Here is a 17,613-nt window from a genome sequence, read left to right on the forward strand (position 1 = left end):
GAGGAGTAAAGTAATGGATTTTACGATTTATACCATTGAAACTGCAAAAGAAGCCTCGAAAAAAGCTCTGCTCCATGCTAAAGAGACATTTGGTTTGATTCCAAATCTAGAGGGGATTCTTGCGGAATCTCCCGCCACCTTGAAGGGAGGCATGGCATTGTGGGATTTATTTGAAACAACCAGTTTTACGCCTATCGAACAACAGGTCATCTATCTGACTGCTAATTACGAACATGACTGTCGCTACTGCATGGCAGCTCATTCAGGTTTAGCAAAAATGATTGGGATGACTCCCGAAGACATTGAAGCTCTGCGTCACGGGCAACCTTTAGCAGATCAGAATTTACAGGCCTTGCGGCTGTTTACTAAGCGGATGATTGAGGCGCGAGGTTGGGTGAGTGAGCCAGAAATTGAAGAGTTCCTAGCAGCAGGTTACACGAAGCAGCAGGTTTTGGAAGTTATTTTAGGAATTGCTGTAAAAATTATCCACAACTACACTAACCACATTGCTAAAACTCCTTTAGATAAGGCTTTTCAACCTTACGTTTGGTCAAAACCTGCGCCAGTTTCTTAATCAGAGCAGATTTTGAGAGTGCGGACTGTCAAAGTTCTCTAGTCCTGAGTTCGAGATGATTGGCAGCCGCTCAACAAAATGTTTTTTTTAATTTTGAACTTACTTGCTCAAAAGCTTGATTGACAAGAGTTTCAGCAGCCAATGTAGTGTACATTTGTTGCGTAGATGTGATTGCGCTTTTTAGTTAAATAATTTCAAACGGGCTTCGGAAAGCATTAATTACTTTATCAAGTTCCTGGGCGATCGCTAATAACTCCATCTCACGCCACCGTTTGCCAACAACTTGCATTCCAATCGGTAGACCATTCTGAGTGTGTCCAATTGGAATCACTACCGCAGGATGTCCACTCAGATTAAATGGCATAGTGTAAGCTCCGTTTGCCACTGCATGAGGGTAGGGTCGGCCATCAATCTCAATAGCACTCCAAGCAGGACGATGGGTAAAGGCAGGGGTGGCAGCAACAGGAGTGAGCCACGCATCCCAAGGTTCTAATGCCTCATCCATTTGGGTAGTGAAGCGATCGCGCTCGGTAAGTACCTCAAAATATCCTTTCAGACGCGGGTTCAACAGGTCTGGTAGAAGGCGGCTAAAATCCCCCAATTTGCGGAGTTCTTTTTCCCCTTGGGTAGCGGTGCGAAAAATCTGCTGCCAACTGCGACGCAAGTTATATCGATCTACGGGTTGAGCGTAAATGTTGATGTATGCAGCCATCCGCCCGTAGAGGTTCAGTGTTTTTGATAGGTCAAAATTTTTAGGAAGCCAGCGTTCAATTTGGACACCTGCTTGAGTCAGGGTTTGTGCGATCGCACTCATCGCCACTCGAATTTCAGACGCAACAGGAACCTCTACCCATTCATCGAGCCAAGCAATTTTGAGATTCTGTAAAGACTTACCAGAAGGATTATCAAGCGGAATTGGCGGCACATCAGGACGGCGAATATCAGAACCTGCAATTAATGAGAAGCACAGCCGGATATCTTCGAGCGATCGCGCAAAACAACCCACTGTCATCATTTGCCGAAGACACACTGGCATTCCAGGCACTTCTGGAATTTGCCCTGCTGTAGAAATGCGGCGATCCGTAGGCTTCAAACCATACACACCGCAGAAATGAGCAGGCTGACGCACTGAACCCGCAATATCGTTGCCTAAATCCAATGACGATAACCCTGCTGCCACAGCCGCAGCACTCCCCCCAGAACTCCCGCCAGCAGTGTAGTCAAGATTCCAAGGATTATTGACTTGTGGAAACAGAGAATTCGTACTTTGGTAATCGCCAGCCAGTTCCGCCATGTTTGTTTTTCCCAGGATGACTGCTCCTGCTGTCCGAAGTCTGGCAACGACGGTGGCATCTTGTTGAGGTACGTAGTCTTTGAGAGGAATGTAGCCTGCGGTGGTCAACAACCCTGCGGTTTCAAAAATGTCTTTAATCGTGATGGGAACGCCATGTAAAGCACCCCAGTTTTCGCCTTTAGCTAAAGCCTCATCAGCCAGCCTTGCCCTAAGATAAGCATTTTCCTCATCCAGCGTGCAAATGGCATTCAACTTCGAGTTGTGTTTGGCGATTTGAGCCAAGTAAGCATTGAGAACTTCAACGGCAGAAACTTCGCGATTGCGAATCATTCGCGCCAGCTGATGGGCAGGAGCAAACGTCAGGCTACTCATAGGCGTAGACAGGTAGTTCTTGATAAAGTTAATTATATTCACTTTTAGTTAATTGCATTAACTAAATTCTTTATGGGTCGTCCAGTCAAAGAAAAGTCCTTGACGCAGCAGGATGTAATTAATGCTGCGATCGCCTGTCTCGATCAAGAAGGGGAAGCGGCTTTAGGTGTGAATCGGGTTGCAAGGGAATTGGGTATTAAGCCTCCTGCGATTTACAAGCATCTAGATGGCAATGTAGCTTTGCGACGGGCAGTTGCACTCACCATTTGGCAGCAATATATTGAATGGTCTCGTCAACAAACCAACGGATTGGAAGATCCCCAAGCATTACTACGGGCAGGGGGAAGTGCAACGCGGGACTTTGCGCGCTCTTACCCCCACCGCTATCGAGTTATGACCCAATTTCAACTCAATCTGCAAGATCCAGAAACTGCCCCACTAATTCAAGAAGTCTTCCGCTTCCTCAAACGTGTGCTGCAATCCTACAATCTCAGCGAAACAAAATTAATTGATGCAATGCGAATGGTTAACGCAGCAATTACTGGTTTTATCACGATCGAACAGGCTGGATTAATGACATTAGAACGTTCTACTGATGCTAGTTATGAGGTGATGATAGACGCGTTAGTAGTTGCAATCCAACATATTCAAAAAGTTGACTCATGATGTATAACGACCGAGTTGAACTGACATTGAATTGTTTTTGCTGGCTAGCTTAACAACTCAACTCGATGATCTTTGCGATCGCCCCACCAACTATGTCAATACAAAACCCTCACTAATAAATTTCAAAACTGATTAAAGCTAATCGCTTTTACCAAATTATCTCTTAGTTCTTCCTTTGGACAAGATAGCCTTGGCGGTAATCACTCTTTTTTAATTTGGAAGCTTGACGTGCAGACCACTGACGCATAGGAGTAACTTTCTCTACATGAAGTAGCTTCTTGCGATAAGTATTATTATCTGTCAGTTGGGCGATCGCACCAGCAATAAATCGAGCGCAGCGTTCTGGCTGAGATGAGACTTGTTCTTCTGCAAACCGGATAACCAGCCAGTTTGCATCAACAAAACACTTGTTTCTATAGTCATCCTCGCCGATACAGTGAGTGGGCTTGCCAGTTGCAAATGAGATAGGTTCATCAACCTCCAAATCTATGTGTAAGCCAGTATTTGGTTCAATCAACAGAAAATCAGCCGTAAATGGTAGCCGATGCCCCAGTGGAAGCATCATCTGCTGAGGAGAAACAATTTCACCAAAATAATGTTTGAGAACATTTTCAAACAGTTCCTCACTTGCCCCAATTGGTGCATCTCCTTGCCCAGACGGAAAAACTAAAGGGGTAAACTGTTTTTTGTCTTTAACTAACTCTGGAATAACAACGATTGGATATTCCGGTGTTTTGGCCATAACTGAAAATCGAAAAACTTGGAAAATCAGAACTCTTGGCAATTATCTAAATTCATAACACCATTACACAATCAACAAAATACTGAAAAGAAACCAACTTTTTTCTAATTTTTTGGATTTATAAATTAGAAAATTATCAGTTATCGTACAGCATCTCTTCTAGATAAGATTGCTTCTGATTACGCTACAAGCAACTAAGATGAAGTCTAGCTTTGAGTATCTAGAAGACCTGCTTGCGGACAATTATCCAATCATCGCCTGTGAATCCCCTCTCCAAGAACGCCACCGCTTCCTCACTCGTATTACTACTTCCTGTCAGCAAGCAGGCAGAAAAGTCTATATATGGAATTTAAGCGAGGACAGTATTAAAGAATTAGCCGTCAGCACCGAAAATAATCTTATTTTTCAAGAATTTGAGGACTATAAACCTTCCATCAAACAAAATACAGAAGACTATTTTCAAGTACTCAATTTTTGGAGGGTTTATTCTGGCACTGGAGTACTAATCATTGAGAATATTTTTCCTTGGTTAAAAGAAAGCATAACTAAAGATACTGAATTTCTTCTTTTATCAGAATGGATTAAGTCGTCGCTAGTTAATCTAAAATTTCATACAAACAATAGTGATAAGACTACCATATTACTAGGAGCCAATGCCGAGATAGCAAGCGAGATAGCGGCAGAAATACCCCTTTGGAGTCAAGAATTACCAGATACACAAGAAATAATTGCTAGTTTAATTAGCAGTAATTTATTTCCTTTAATTTATACTGAACAAGACTATTTAGAAATTGCTAACGCTAGTGCTGGGTTGTATATTTCTGATATTATTTATTGCCTAACCGATATTAGAAAAAAGCATGACTTAGGAAATTCCAGTGAGATAGCAAAGCTTCTACTAGCAAAAAAAAATTCAACTGCTCAACCGCTTGTATGACATCGAATTCTTACCTCCACCAAAAGTCCAACTTGGTGGGTTAGAACTCATGCAGCAGTCATTCAAAAAGTTCAAGCGATTGCTTACGCCGCGTGCTAAACAATACAATCTGCGCGTACCCAAGGGAATTATGCTTGTGGGGCCACCAGGGACGGGAAAATCACACTCAGCAAAAGCCTGTTCCCAGAATATGGGTATTCCCCTCATCATGGTCGATTGGGGCAACTTTAGAAGTTTTGGCAACCAAGCAGAAATGAAACTCAAACGCTTGTTGCGACTGGCAGATAGGCTCAACCAAGTAATTTTGTACTTCGACGACTTTGATAAAGGCTTCGCCGGGGATGATGACCTCGCCAAACGGCTGGCTGGTCAGCTGTTGACGTGGATGCAAGAGCGCACGTCAGATGTACTGGTCATTGCGTCAGTTAACCGTATGGAATGGCTGCCGCCCGAACTCACCCGTGCTGGACGGTTTGACTATTTATTTAAAGTAGACCTGCCCAATAATGGGGAAAGATATAGTATCTTCAAACTGCACGCTGCCCGGTTTGACAAACGCTTTCGCAATGGCGGCGACCCTTGGAGTGAAGAACAGTGGCGCAGAATTCTTAAAGCCACCAATCGGTGTGTAGGTGCAGAAATCCAGACAATTGTAGAACGCGCCGCTAGTACGATATTCTGCGAAACCATAACAGAAGATACCTACTCAGAAAGCCAACTCTCCACACTTGAACTAACAATCGAGGCATTACTAGAAGAACGCCGTCAGATTAACCCGCTTGCCATCCGCGAAGCCGATAGAGTCGAGTCGATGCGTAACAAAGCTGACCAACAAGCTTTACCTAGTAGTCCCCTAGACGAAAGCAAGTTTGCTGTTGGCAACATTGAGATTTTCAGCTAGCACACATCATAAATCAATTCAAAGTTTCATCATGTTTGGACGAAAGCAAATGTAACCAAAACATTTCAACTGTTCATAATGCTTGCCATTTCTAACCACTTTACTACCTTATTTAGCTAAAACTATGGAAGTTACAAGACAAACTGCTCAAACCAACATTCAAACTAAACAATCACAAAATTCAGAAAAAAGCCTATTTTACAAATTCATCAAATTTATCAAATTTGTTGGGCCAATTGCTGGTTTTACTGCTGCCCTCTCACCCCTACCGCTATACTTTTGGACTCGCCAGCCCCAGTATTTACCTATTGGTGCAACCTTTACCAGTAACAATCAAACAGTTCAACTCGAATTAGCAGACGATAGAAAAGAATATGCCCACGGTCTAAAATTTCGTAATTCGATTCCTGAAAATCACGGAATGTTATTTGTCCTCAACAAACCTGAAAAAGTTAAACTTTGGATGAAGGATACGTATATTCCTTTAGATATGATATTCCTCCAAGATGGAGTTATCAAATCAATCGTAGAAGCAGCTCCCCCTTGCAAAACCAAAACCTGTCCTAAGTACGATTCAATCTATCCTGTTAATCAGGTTATTGAATTACCTGCTAACAGTACCAAAACCCTCAATCTCAAAGTAGGCAAGAAACTTCAACTCGATTTCAATACAAATAAAACGCAGAATTAGTTGACGGAGAGTTGATCCATCACAACAACCTAGCGGTAAACAACCGTAATTACGCTACCTCATATATCAATGTTTGACCCCCGATATAGCTTATATCGGGGGTCAAACATTATGAAATCAACCACTGATTTAATTATTGGAACTTGTCAAGCAAATTTGTCTGAGTTTTTACTGAATGATTTACTGAAAAACATAGTATCTAAAAATAGAAAATTTTTTAGATGATTTCACGGTTATTAATCTCATAAAATAATTTCACAAGTGAGAAGTTGGAGCAGATATTTACTCCAATCAAAACTTTGGTAAAAAGCAGTAATTCAGCCTTAATTACCCCTACAAAGTTTCATCCACTAATTTCTGAAATAATCTTTTTATGAGAACAGACTACGAATCTGATTTTGGCAGCGATCGCATTCCTTCCTACGAAGAATACGGATACTCTACTACCAGCCGTCGCCGTCGCAACTGGAAAGAAAACGCCAGTATCGCCGGACTAATGGCAGTTGGTACTGGCTTGATAATTGCAGATATCTCACTCCACCACATGGTGATGGCATCACTCGCGTTTGGAACTGGCATTGTAGCGTTACTACCCAAGGAAGCAAACTTGCTACTTTCCAACTTTGAGAAATGGCAGCGCAAGTATGGCATCAATATTTATACTGTCTTGTTCTGCTTGGTAGGTGTAGTATTTATGTTGGACATTGCCACTGCACCTGCAAATGCCCAGTTCATGCAAAACGCAGAGGATTTTTTCACAGAATACTTTACTGGTGTTAATGCAGACATTATCAAATACGTATTTGCGGTACTGCGCGGTTTGTTCCTAATTTACCTGGGTATTGGTCTGATCCGGGTTGTTCAAGCAGCCAGAAATGACGAAGATTGGCAAACGATCGCCCGTACACCAATTATCGTTGCCCTCACAGTTGTAGTCGGAGACTTGCTTGCAGGACTGGTAACAGGCTGATACGTCACTCGTCAAAAAAGCCACCACAGTGGCACAATTCCACAAGTGCCACTCATTAAGATTTCAAAAACTGACTTTTGTCTTTCGTAATAATGGCCAGAGAACGCGAATTTCGTACTGTCAACCGCGTATTAGGAGAACAGCCACGCCTTGGGCCATTCCCCGCCGACCAAATTGTTCCCTGGAGTGCGATCGCTCTCATCTCTTACATGGTAGTTAAGGGTTTTATGCAAGCTTCCTGGCTCGCAACCGGAATTGTAACTGCTTGGGGATGGGCAACTTGGTGGACGGTAAGTTCCAACAAAGCCTTCTTCGGTAAGTTTGTCGGCACGCCCCGCATCACCCGTGGCTATAAACCTTTTGTTTCTCTCGTTAATCCTCTACAACCTCAATCCCAGAAAAAGCACCAGCTGAAAAAACGCAGATAAAGCTGCTCCAGTAAAAAATATCACCGAACGAAACTACAGGCTATGAGTTCGACCGCCTCAACAAAAACAAAGGACAAAATTGGTAAAAAATCCCTCGATACCGAGCAATTAGGTGTTGTCAAAAATCTGACACCGTTTGAGGATATTACTCATTTAGCCGGGATTGCAAGTATCTCGCTTGCTGGTCGTAGAGATATCGGCGCACTCATCCTCCAGAAAAAAGAAGATATTCAAATTAAGTTCTGCTTCGACGTACAAGGAGTCCACCCGTCTTTACCAGAAGAACAGATTCTCCCGATTTTTGAAAATATTGAGGGCGGACTCAAAGAACTTCCGGAACGCGAAACCTTAACAATTCATCTTGGTTCGTTCACTGATGATTTTCTCCGGCAGCAGGAACTAAAAAAGATAGAGGATAAATGCGACCTAGAGCAACTAACTTTATTAGTGCGATCGGAACGTCTGCGAGCAAGAGAACTCACTAAAGCAGGAACTCGTAAAAATAAGTTTTTACGTTTCTGGTGTACCTATAGTGTCCTGGCTTCTGAAGATAGTCGCTCAAATGATGCAATTGAAAAAACTATCAAACAATTGCAAAATGCCTGGTTCCAATTTACTGGACAAATTCACGGTGTTCGGCAAGAACGAATCGAAACAATTTTACGGGATAGTTTTACCTCTGGGTTTCAACGCTGGGAACAACTTTTGACAAACTCGATGGGGCTAGCAGTACGAGCAGTCACAAGTGAGGAAGTATGGTCAATTCTTTGGAGTCAGTTTAACCGTAGCGATGCACCCAAAGTTCCCAATCCCCTCATATTAGATGAAAAGGGACTTCGAGAAGTTCAAACTAGCGATTTCCACATTCGCCACCTGATGCTGGAGAATGAAAAATCTGTCCCGTTTCTCGATCGCAGCTGGGTAAGACTACAAGACAGGTATATCGGCGTTCTTCAGTTCAGCGAAAAGCCCCAGGGTTGGGTAGACGAATACGCCCAGCTTCGATATCTCTGGGAGGTAATATCCAAAGAAAAAATCTCGGACACTGAGATTATCTGCCAGCTATCTAAAGCCAACCAGGGACTCGCCAAAACTGCTCTGCAACGGATTACCAAACAGTCAATTACCTCCAGCGCCATGTCTTCTGAGAAGGGGTCAATTGACGTAAAAGCCAATATGAACATTGAGGAGGCAGTTAAGGCACAAGAAACTATCCTCAGAGGCAGTCTCCCGATTCATACTGCTGTTGTTTTTTGTGTCCATCGTCATAGTCGTCAAAAACTTGATGAAGCTTGTCAATACCTTTCTAGCTGCTTCTTACGCCCTGCTGTAGTTGAGAGAGAAATCGAGTATGCCTGGAAAACATGGTTACAGTGTGTACCTGTTGTTTGGGAAAACCTACTTACAAGACCCTTTAACCGTCGCCTCCCTTATTTCTCATCAGAAGTTCCCGGACTCATGCCGATAGTTAGAACAGCTACAGGAGATAAATCCGGGTTTGAGCTAATTGCTGAAGAGGGAGGAACCCCAGTACATCTTGACTTGTACAAGCAGCACAAAAATCTCGCCATTTTTGGTACTACCCGTGCGGGTAAATCTGTATTAGTAGCAGGTCTATTAACACCTGCCTTGGCTCAAAACATTCCCGTAATTGCACTTGATTATCCCAAACCCGATGGTACTAGCACGTTTACTGACTACACCAAATTTATGGGAGAGGAAGGGGCATATTTCGATATTAGTAAAGAGTCTAACAATCTATTTGAATTACCTGATTTAAGGGGGTATGAGCCTGAAGTTATTAAGGAAAGAATGACCGATTTCAAGGAATTTTTGAAATCCACATTAATGATTATGGTGTTAGGGACAAATCCCGTAGGGGTAAGTCCGACAACAGTATCAAATATTGAAAGTATCATTACAATCACAATTGAAACTTTTTACAACGATGAAGATATCAAACTTCGGTACAAGCTAGCATTAGAAAATGGATTGGGAACACCTGAATGGGCAGATATTCCCACACTTAAAGATTTCTATAATTATTGTTCGCCTGGATTTATCAAGCTCGATTCCATCACCAATAATAGTAAAGAAATTCTCGATGCCCTTGACCAAATCAGATTGCGATTAAAGTTTTGGCTAAATTCACGAGTTGGGCAATCAATCGCCAATCCATCTAGCTTTAGAACTGATGCTCGATTGCTTGTATTCGCACTGCGATCGCTTGGGAGTGAAGCCGATGCCGCAGTCCTTGCCCTGAGTGCCTATTCAGCAGCTTTACGTAGAGCTTTATCATCTAAAGTATCCATATTTTTCTTAGACGAAGCACCAATTTTATTCAATTTTGAGAGCATAGCCGAGCTAATTGGTAGACTCTGCGCTAATGGGGCGAAAGCAGGTATACGTGTAATTTTATCTGCCCAAGAACCAGAAAGCATTTTCCAAAGTAAGTCTGCTGCCAAGATATTTGCTAACATCACAACCCGCCTGATCGGTCGGATTCAAACATCGGCAGTTGACCCATTTGTGAATAGGTTTAAATACCCTTATGAAATTATCTCGCGTAATAGTACCGAAGCATTCTTCCCAAAACGCGAAAGTATTTATTCACAGTGGTTACTTGATGACAATGGCAAACTTACTTTCTGTAGATATTATCCTGCTTATTGCTTACTTGCAGCAGTAGCAAATAACCCGAATGAGCAAGAATTACGCACTCTATTTCTCAATAAATATGTCGATAATCCAATGCTGGGTATGGTGAAATTTACAGAAAGTTACATACAAATGCTTCGGGGAGATGAGTTAAGCCAAGAAGCACAACAATTACTGGATAACAATAAAAATCAGCAATTAAAGTCAGCATAAATTATAGAAGAAAAGCTAAGAGTAATCTGGATTTATAAAAATAAGAATCAATAGACCTCTTGCATAAATAATTTTTTATCTCACGCAGAGGCGCAGAGGCGCAGAGAAGAGAACGCAAAGAAGGACTTTTGCAAGAGGTCTAATAACTCATAAACAAGTGGCTTAACTTTAATTGCCACATTGATTATTTTATCCACGAAAAGTATGAAACCAAAATTCAAGTTTACTAAGAAAGGAGTAATAATCGGGTCAATAATTGGTCTGGTTACTTTACTCGGCACAGCACCTAGCTATGCCTTTTCAATTGACGATTTCTTCAAGGTTTTAGGGAAATTCAACAGCTATTTTGAGGAAACCAAAAAGGAACTCACTTCAGGAACTAATAAATGGGGTGGGATGAAAAGCGAAGCTAAAACTGCTATTCAGACTGGCAGTATGGATATGCCAGATCCAGTAAACTCAGCCGAAAAGCTCAAAGAGCAACTCAAGAGCAAGGGTAACTGGAATGAAAGCAACACAGTTGAAGCTGCGGTCAGTGCAGCTAACGAACTGGAGAGAGAAACCACCCGCGCCACGATCGCCAGCGTCTTAGGGGAAGTCGGTCAGGAACGTACCAAAAATGAGATAGAAGCAACTGAACAAACTGTAGCTGAGGCCAAAGAACTCGCAGAATCTGCACAACCAATGGATGCTTCACAAAACATCCTCAAGGTCATTGCTGCCCAAAACTCGCAAATTGTCTCAATGTTGGGTCAATCTCGCATTGACGGACTGCAAACACGGCACGATGCCCAGCAAACTAACCTAATGCTATCTCAACTTGCTGAACAAGGGGCAAGCGATCGCCGCCGTCAAAACCTGATGATGGACGGTATCAGCGCCCAGTATATCGAAATCAGTGGGTTTAGCAGTCTCAAAACTACCGCCGGTGAATAATTCACCCTAATTAGTTGGTCATCTCTGCAATTGAGATGACCAATTCTCTATCAGGTACATAATACAGACCATGTTAGAACATCTTGTAATTGCAACCGACCCATTCTTCGGGCAAGACATTTTAGAAAATGCGTCAGCTGGAGCGCAATTAGTAGCAGAAGGTTTCAATGAACTTTGGCAGGAAACCCTCAACGGCAATTTGTACGGCTCGATGTGCAAAGTTGGTCAGTTTTTTGCGATCGCCACACTCACCCTTTTTATGGTTGAGTTAGGCAAAAACTGGATAAATCAAGAAGATATGAAAGCCCTCTCCAGTTGGATATGGCCCATTCTGGTTATCGGACTATTAGCTAATAATGGCACTTTACTCAGAAGTGGAACACTCGCCATCCGGGGATACATTAATACTGTTAATAATGACATCCTGGAATTTACTGCTGCCGGAGCCAACCTAGAAGTAGCATTCAACCGCGCAGTCGGCAATATTGCCCTCCAGCAGCAAGTAGGAGCGGCAATGGAAAGATGCCGCTCCATCCCTGGTAACACGCAAGATTCAATCACCTGCTTGCAACAAGCAGAAGCAGAACTTAAAACCTCTGCGCCCGATTTATTTAAAGGAGAAGCCCCCGATAGCGGTAGTTGGGAATTTAACCCACTTCAGGCTTTATCTGATGCCAAAGACGCGCTCGAAAATCTCTCCCCTGGTCAAATCGCCGAAAAGATTGGTAATACTATCACCAGTACAATCGGTTCAATGATTACTGGATTTGTCGCAGTTATCCTCCTCGCCCTCAATAACGCTTACCAATGGGGTATCGAATTCACGATGCTTTTAACTGCCCTACTTGGCCCGTTGGCAATAGGCGGTTCGCTACTTCCCTTTGGCGCAAAACCTATTTTCGCTTGGCTAACTGGTTATTTCACCGTTGGAATGGCGAAACTCTGCTTCAACATGATTATTGGTTTGTGCGGACAACTTATCGCTAATTCCGAACAAAATCAACCGATGATATTTCTGCTTTTTGTTGGGTTAGTTTCTCCTATCCTGGCATCTGCATTAGCCGCAGGTGGTGGAATAGCTGTTTGGACAGGATTAGGTAAAACAGTAGCATTTGGCTCTGAAATTGCAGCAGGAATCGCTACAGGTGGAGCAAGTACAACTGCTACGGTTGCTGTTAACGCCACCAAATTTGTTAGTTCCAAAATCAAAGTTAAAAAGTAATTAACAAATAATTATGCTTAAACCTAAGTCTAAATCTCAACCAGCTCGGCTCCTCAGTTATGGTCAATCTACCTCCACACCTATTGCAATGGCGATCGCCGTAACAGCAGGAGGAACTATTTTATCTACCCTATTGCAAATAATAAATATTGGCATGAGTGCTAGCACAAATCATCATGTCAAAGGCATGACGATAGTGCAACTCCAAGATGGGTCTATTTCACCTGGTAAATTTGCTGCTCCCAACGAACGCGAAGCCGAAACTATCAAACGCTTTATCTCAGATAGCATGATTAAAATGTTCGGTTGGAACGGAATAATCGAAGCAACAGAGAATGGTGAAAATGTCACTAAACCTGATAGGGGAATAGATATTCAAACAACAAAAAATAGTAGAAAAAAAAATTCCCACTAGAGCTTGGGAAGCTGCATTTGCACTATCTGAAAATCAAGATTTCCGGGCAAACTTTCTTAAGAAATTAGCAGAAATCGTTCCAAGTGGTGTATTTAACGGTGAAGTTCAAGTTTCACTTGTAACTCGCCATATCTCTGAACCCAGAAAAATTAAGGATGGACAGTGGGAAGTTGATTATATTGCTACGCTCGTAAGCTTTAATAGGAACGAAAACCAAGGCAAAGGAATCGCCTTTAACAAAACAATTACTGTCGAAGCTGTCGATACTCCCAAATTACCAAATAAGCCAACTGAACTCGATAAGAAAATTTATTTAGTACGAGAACCAGGTTTAGAAATTACTCAAATTGTTGATTATAACCTCGGCAAGAAATAAAAATCATTAATCAAGCATAGAACTATGTTACAGCTAGAGAATGAGGCCCCCAATAAACATATAACTTCCGTCAATAGTCTTTTACCAATCGATAGTACAGAAGAAGATGAAGTTGAAAATTCACAATTTGAGGTGGTTGAAGAAGATGAAACTGAAGTAGAAGACCCTGCGTTAATCCAAACTAAACACGACTTTGTTACATCTCCCTGGTCAAGGTTAGGAATTATTGGTGGTGCATTTGGTGCTGGGTTTATAGTTATATTTGTTGTCCTCAACGGCATGATGAATGGGGGTAGTAAAAATGCCAAAAAACCAGAATTAACTACTACTCCAACTCCCACGGTTAGCGCATCTGAGAAAAAAGAAGGCGATGTTTATGCCAAGCTTGCCCTCGCCAAGCAACAGGAAGAACTTGATGCCCTAAATGGTAAAGCTAACACGGGAGACAAAGAGGAGAAAAAAGAAGCTACTGAAGAACAACAAGCCAAAAACCAAGAGAAAACCCGTTCTATTCGACAACAAAGGGTAGTTGCTCAACAAACTCGCCCTACTTCCAGAAGACGTGTATACCGAGAAGAAACACCCGAACCTGTTAGACCAACACGTAGAGTAGTGGCTTCACAGCCAATACCACCCCTGCGTCCTAGTGCTCCTCTGCCAAAATTTGCCAAACAAACAATTGCTAGCAACCAGAGTGTCGCCAAAGACCCAATAGCTGAACTCGAACGCCTGCGTAACCTGGGTTCAGTTGGTCGAGTTGAGTATATGCTAGCCAGTACCACTGTCAGTGAACCTACAAACACAACAGTACTAGAAGTTACAGCTAAAACTGAAGAAACATTACGCCCAGCAGAACAAAATAGCGATCGCTCCCGTCGTCGCCGTAGCCGACGCAGCGAGAATACCGAAACAGTTACCAATACCCCTAATCAAGTTGAAGAACTGCGCCCGCGTTGGCAACCTGTAACCACAAACAACAGTACTCCTGAGTATAGCAATACTGATGACAAAGATAACAATCAAGCCGTGCCAGTTATTTATAGCTTCTCGGTAAAAGAACCACAAACCAGTTCAGAACTTGACAAAGAAAAGACCGTAGAATCCAGTTTTTCTAGTAATAAAGAAAACAACTCCACTCAGCAAATCGAACAAGTTGCAAATAACTACCTGCCAGAAGAAGCGCAGATACTCCAAGAAACACAACCGCAGTATCTAGTTGTCGGTTCGTTTGCAAGTGCAACCCTGGTAACTCCGCTCGTTATGCCCCAAACCAGTAATAACGCTCGTTCCCAAGAACAGACAAATACATTACGGTTTGTCGCCCGGTTGGACGAGCCGCTTTATAGCAATACTGGCGAAATAGCCATTCCCGCAGGAACACAGGTAACTATCGCTATGATTTCGGTTGATAGCACATCAGGTGTGCGTGCCGAAGTCGCGGCCATCCTCAAAGACGGCACAGAATATCCTCTATCACCTGGAACGATATCAGTTTTGGGAGAGGCGGGTTCACCCCTAATCGCCAGACCTTACGACGACAAGGGATCTGAAATTGCCAAATATGATGCCACATTAGGGACAATAGCTGGTCTTGCCAAGGTAGGGGAAATTATTAACCAGCCGGATGAAGAAGTCACAGAAGATTTGCCTTTAGGTGGGACAAGAACCCGCAGCCGCAATAACAACCAGAACCTGGGAGCTGCTTTCCTTGAAGGTGCTTTTGGCAAACTTGGCGAAACAATCAGCAAGCGGACAGAACGTGCTACTGACGAAATCAACCGCCGTCCCAATGTTTGGTATGTGCCTAAAGACACCAAAATCACAATCAAAGTCGATAGGTCAATCAAGCTGTGAAACTAAGAGATATAGCCGATTTTAGTTTAAGGATGCCTTGGGCGATCGCCTTTAGCGGGTGCCTCACCATCGCCTCCGTGCTTGCACCAAACCAACTTGTACTAGCAAGTACTATCCGTCAAGTTGCAGCGTCCCAGGTGTCAGGAGAAAATGCCCAATTGCAGACAGTTAAGGTCTGGCCTGGACATGGGGTATCAATATCGTTCTACAACACCAGAGAAATCATCAAGAAAATCTGGTTGGATGACCCATCTAGGTTTGTTTTTGATGTAGACGGATGTCTTGAGGGCTTGAGTAAGTGTTCTGGAAGCAGCACGGGTGCTGGACTAATTCACATTCGCCGCATTGAGACAGTCAAAATCCCCGGTTTACCACCAGCTCCTTACGGGGCGCACATGACGGTGATTACCGAATCTGGCTCAACAAGGAAAAGCTATCACTTCCGGATTGTAGCGGGCAGTGGCACACCAGAGTACAGCCAAATTGAAATTATTGGCGACACTCCCAGCAAACCTGAAGAAGTAAAACCAAAGGTTAGTTATACCGCATTATCTGATAGCAGACATATCGCTAAAGGAATGCAAGTTGCTCTAAAAAACCAGTGGGTTACGACAGACAGCAAGCTCTGGAAGCGTCTGAACCAACTTGTGGAGTTGCGATCGCAAGGAGAAGAACTTGTCGTCGCCGCCAGCACCACCGGAGTATCAATGCAATTGGTTGAAAAACTCATGCTACTGGGTGGAAAGCGCTTGTTAGAAATACCACCACAGCGCAATAACCCTCTCACAACAACAAATCCAGGTAAAACAAGTTTTAGATAAATAGTGATGTATAACGAACATCTGACCGCTAACAACCAAATTTTAGATACTACACCAGAGGTAACTGCGATCGTACCAGTGAGAGCTGCAAGCCAGGAAACTACTCACAACAAAACCAATCGAGGGCTTGAGTATCGGATGGAAAAATTTAATAAATTACGCTACCTAATGGTTGCAGGACTTATTGCTGGGCTTGCCCTACACGGATTAATTCGATATGGAGGTAGCTATAATATCGGCAGTCTCTTATTCGGCGAAAAAGCGGTAGCTCAAACAGTTTCATCGAAGTATTCAAATTTGAACACTTCGATAGATAAGACAAAACAAACCAAACAGCCACAGCCGGTTGCAACTAAATACGTCAATGGCGCACCTACTCCGGATTGGAGCAGTATCACGTTTAGAAACATGAAATTTGGCGGTGCTGGCAGCGTTGAATTCCCTAATATCAAAAACCCTGGTATGAAGGAGACACGCAGCTGGAGTGCTGGGCAAAGCCTTGCTGAAGTTATGGAACTGGGTGATTTTGAAGCAACCGAGTTCAATATTGAAGATTTCACGCTTGAAGATATCGCCGAAATCACGGGCATTCAACTTAAAAATTTCAAACTGTCAGATTTTGAAACACTCGATTGGCAAACACTCGAAGACCTCGCCGAAGCAATTCCTAATTTAGAAGATTCAGAAATCGCAGCCATCCCACCAATTCAAGAACTAGTAACCAAAGTTACAGGCAGCACCGCAAGCTACCAAACTGTTGGTGAAGTGCTGGATAATTATCCCCAACTGGGAGAAGTGGAACTTGGTGAGTATGTCAAACTCGATAAATATAAACTAACCAGCATCCCTGGTATTGAGAATGCACAGCTAAAGGACTTTACTAACTGGCAAAACACAACAATTGGTAAGGTTCCGGGATTGGCTGATGTACCGTTTGATCGGTTCCCCAGTGTTCCCATCCCCGATGTGAGCTTTATCGGCAAAGTAGACTTACCCCTCGGTTCGCTTGAAAGCGGACGTTGGAAGTCAATAAGTGGTAGCTATCAAGCTGGGTTTAATGTCCCGTGCGAGAAAACGTGTGGTCACATCGAAGTTTCGGGTAGCGATATTGTGACTGGCGCACAATGGATGTCCGGTAAAGACCAAAAAGTTAAAGGCGGATTTGGCATCTTGGGCAGCCTCAACGGTGGAAAAGAACCCACAGGTCGCCACCCCTTTGGGAAATCATTTAAACAAGTCATCTGGGATATTAACGAAGCGGACGGCAGTATCACCACCGCGATGTTCTTCCGTATCTGCAAGCGGGGATGGGTTGACTTGGGCTGCTCGCCCTATTTCATTGGCCCAGTTCCCTTCTTCACCTACCGCGAGATAGACCCAATTATCCTTGGTACGCCTCTCACCGTACCTAAAAATTAACAAGTAAAAAGGCAATCACAGAAGAATTTATCCTCTTTTACTTTTGACTTGGAGAGGACACTCTACACAAATAACGGAGAAATATGCAACTTCACTGCACCGCATATTTCTTCCATTTCCTCAT

The 17,613-nt window shown here is 43.1% G+C and carries 13 protein-coding genes and 2 pseudogenes; 13 read left to right on the forward strand and 2 right to left on the reverse strand.

Features of this window, described 5'->3' with window-relative positions; translation table 11 throughout:
- Positions 1-13: 13 nt before the first annotated feature.
- Positions 14-574 (forward strand): carboxymuconolactone decarboxylase family protein, encoded by a 561-nt coding sequence (locus ACX27_RS24380; RefSeq protein ID WP_062296229.1) that lies wholly within the window; start codon positions 14-16, stop codon positions 572-574.
- Positions 575-758: 184 nt separating this feature from the next.
- On the opposite strand, the gene ACX27_RS24385 is transcribed toward ACX27_RS24380, so the two are convergent.
- Complete coding sequence (locus tag ACX27_RS24385; protein WP_062296230.1) at positions 759-2,240, reverse strand: amidase; 1,482 nt, start codon at positions 2,238-2,240, stop codon at positions 759-761.
- A gap of 72 nt (positions 2,241-2,312) precedes the next feature.
- On the opposite strand from ACX27_RS24385, the gene ACX27_RS24390 reads away from it, so the two are divergent.
- Positions 2,313-2,906 carry a TetR/AcrR family transcriptional regulator gene (locus tag ACX27_RS24390; protein ID WP_062296232.1) on the forward strand — a complete coding sequence of 198 codons (594 nt, stop codon included), beginning with the start codon at positions 2,313-2,315 and terminating at the stop codon, positions 2,904-2,906.
- Between the two features lie 163 nt (positions 2,907-3,069).
- Here the strand turns inward: ACX27_RS24390 and ACX27_RS24395 are convergent, their stop codons facing one another.
- Positions 3,070-3,648: a hypothetical protein gene (locus ACX27_RS24395; protein WP_062296234.1), complete on the reverse strand. Its 579-nt coding sequence runs from the start codon at positions 3,646-3,648 to the stop codon at positions 3,070-3,072.
- 199 nt (positions 3,649-3,847) lie between these two features.
- Here ACX27_RS24395 and ACX27_RS24400 point away from each other — a divergent pair.
- The 11 genes and pseudogenes from ACX27_RS24400 to ACX27_RS24450 all read left to right on the forward strand — a co-directional run bounded on the left by ACX27_RS24400 (position 3,848) and on the right by ACX27_RS24450 (position 17,489).
- Positions 3,848-5,486: pseudogene (locus tag ACX27_RS24400) on the forward strand (AAA family ATPase).
- A gap of 124 nt (positions 5,487-5,610) precedes the next feature.
- Positions 5,611-6,177 (forward strand): DUF192 domain-containing protein, encoded by a 567-nt coding sequence (locus ACX27_RS24405; RefSeq protein WP_062298543.1) that lies wholly within the window; start codon positions 5,611-5,613, stop codon positions 6,175-6,177.
- Positions 6,178-6,550: 373 nt separating this feature from the next.
- The gene (locus ACX27_RS24410) at positions 6,551-7,147 is read left to right on the forward strand and encodes a hypothetical protein (RefSeq protein WP_062296236.1); all 597 of its coding nucleotides are present in this window, start codon (positions 6,551-6,553) and stop codon (positions 7,145-7,147) included.
- A 92-nt stretch (positions 7,148-7,239) separates the two neighbouring features.
- The gene (locus tag ACX27_RS24415; RefSeq protein ID WP_062296238.1) at positions 7,240-7,575 is read left to right on the forward strand and encodes a hypothetical protein; all 336 of its coding nucleotides are present in this window, start codon (positions 7,240-7,242) and stop codon (positions 7,573-7,575) included.
- A 42-nt stretch (positions 7,576-7,617) separates the two neighbouring features.
- Positions 7,618-10,446, forward strand: a complete 2,829-nt coding sequence (locus tag ACX27_RS24420; protein WP_062296240.1) for a hypothetical protein — start codon at positions 7,618-7,620, stop codon at positions 10,444-10,446.
- A gap of 204 nt (positions 10,447-10,650) precedes the next feature.
- Entirely contained in the window at positions 10,651-11,382 is a 732-nt protein-coding gene (locus tag ACX27_RS24425; protein WP_062296242.1) for a hypothetical protein, read from the forward strand.
- A 70-nt stretch (positions 11,383-11,452) separates the two neighbouring features.
- On the forward strand, positions 11,453-12,604 hold the full coding sequence (locus ACX27_RS24430; protein WP_010993862.1) for a hypothetical protein: 1,152 nt from the start codon (positions 11,453-11,455) through the stop codon (positions 12,602-12,604).
- Between the two features lie 13 nt (positions 12,605-12,617).
- Positions 12,618-13,395: pseudogene (locus ACX27_RS35500) on the forward strand (hypothetical protein).
- Positions 13,396-13,419: 24 nt separating this feature from the next.
- Positions 13,420-15,249 (forward strand): TrbI/VirB10 family protein, encoded by a 1,830-nt coding sequence (locus tag ACX27_RS24440; RefSeq protein ID WP_062296245.1) that lies wholly within the window; start codon positions 13,420-13,422, stop codon positions 15,247-15,249.
- Positions 15,246-16,070, forward strand: a complete 825-nt coding sequence (locus ACX27_RS24445; protein ID WP_062296247.1) for a hypothetical protein — start codon at positions 15,246-15,248, stop codon at positions 16,068-16,070. The genes ACX27_RS24440 and ACX27_RS24445 overlap by 4 nt, the downstream gene beginning before the upstream one ends.
- A 6-nt stretch (positions 16,071-16,076) precedes the next feature.
- Positions 16,077-17,489: a hypothetical protein gene (locus ACX27_RS24450; RefSeq protein WP_062296250.1), complete on the forward strand. Its 1,413-nt coding sequence runs from the start codon at positions 16,077-16,079 to the stop codon at positions 17,487-17,489.
- Positions 17,490-17,613 lie beyond the last annotated feature (124 nt).

The organism is Nostoc piscinale CENA21 (genome assembly GCF_001298445.1).
Classification (GTDB): domain Bacteria; phylum Cyanobacteriota; class Cyanobacteriia; order Cyanobacteriales; family Nostocaceae; genus Nostoc_B; species Nostoc_B piscinale_A.

Excerpts from the sequence above, each read along its gene's own strand:
- ACX27_RS24410 (WP_062296236.1), top strand. The coding sequence starts at position 6,551 with ATGAGAACAGACTACGAATCTGATTTTGGCAGCGATCGCATTCCTTCC.
- ACX27_RS24390 (WP_062296232.1), top strand. The coding sequence starts at position 2,313 with ATGGGTCGTCCAGTCAAAGAAAAGTCCTTGACGCAGCAGGATGTAATT.
- ACX27_RS24380 (WP_062296229.1), top strand. The coding sequence starts at position 14 with ATGGATTTTACGATTTATACCATTGAAACTGCAAAAGAAGCCTCGAAA.
- ACX27_RS24420 (WP_062296240.1), top strand. The coding sequence starts at position 7,618 with ATGAGTTCGACCGCCTCAACAAAAACAAAGGACAAAATTGGTAAAAAA.
- ACX27_RS24395 (WP_062296234.1), bottom strand. The coding sequence starts at position 3,648 with ATGGCCAAAACACCGGAATATCCAATCGTTGTTATTCCAGAGTTAGTT.
- ACX27_RS24415 (WP_062296238.1), top strand. The coding sequence starts at position 7,240 with ATGGCCAGAGAACGCGAATTTCGTACTGTCAACCGCGTATTAGGAGAA.
- ACX27_RS24440 (WP_062296245.1), top strand. The coding sequence starts at position 13,420 with ATGTTACAGCTAGAGAATGAGGCCCCCAATAAACATATAACTTCCGTC.
- ACX27_RS24425 (WP_062296242.1), top strand. The coding sequence starts at position 10,651 with ATGAAACCAAAATTCAAGTTTACTAAGAAAGGAGTAATAATCGGGTCA.
- ACX27_RS24405 (WP_062298543.1), top strand. The coding sequence starts at position 5,611 with ATGGAAGTTACAAGACAAACTGCTCAAACCAACATTCAAACTAAACAA.
- ACX27_RS24385 (WP_062296230.1), bottom strand. The coding sequence starts at position 2,240 with ATGAGTAGCCTGACGTTTGCTCCTGCCCATCAGCTGGCGCGAATGATT.
- ACX27_RS24450 (WP_062296250.1), top strand. The coding sequence starts at position 16,077 with ATGTATAACGAACATCTGACCGCTAACAACCAAATTTTAGATACTACA.
- ACX27_RS24430 (WP_010993862.1), top strand. The coding sequence starts at position 11,453 with ATGTTAGAACATCTTGTAATTGCAACCGACCCATTCTTCGGGCAAGAC.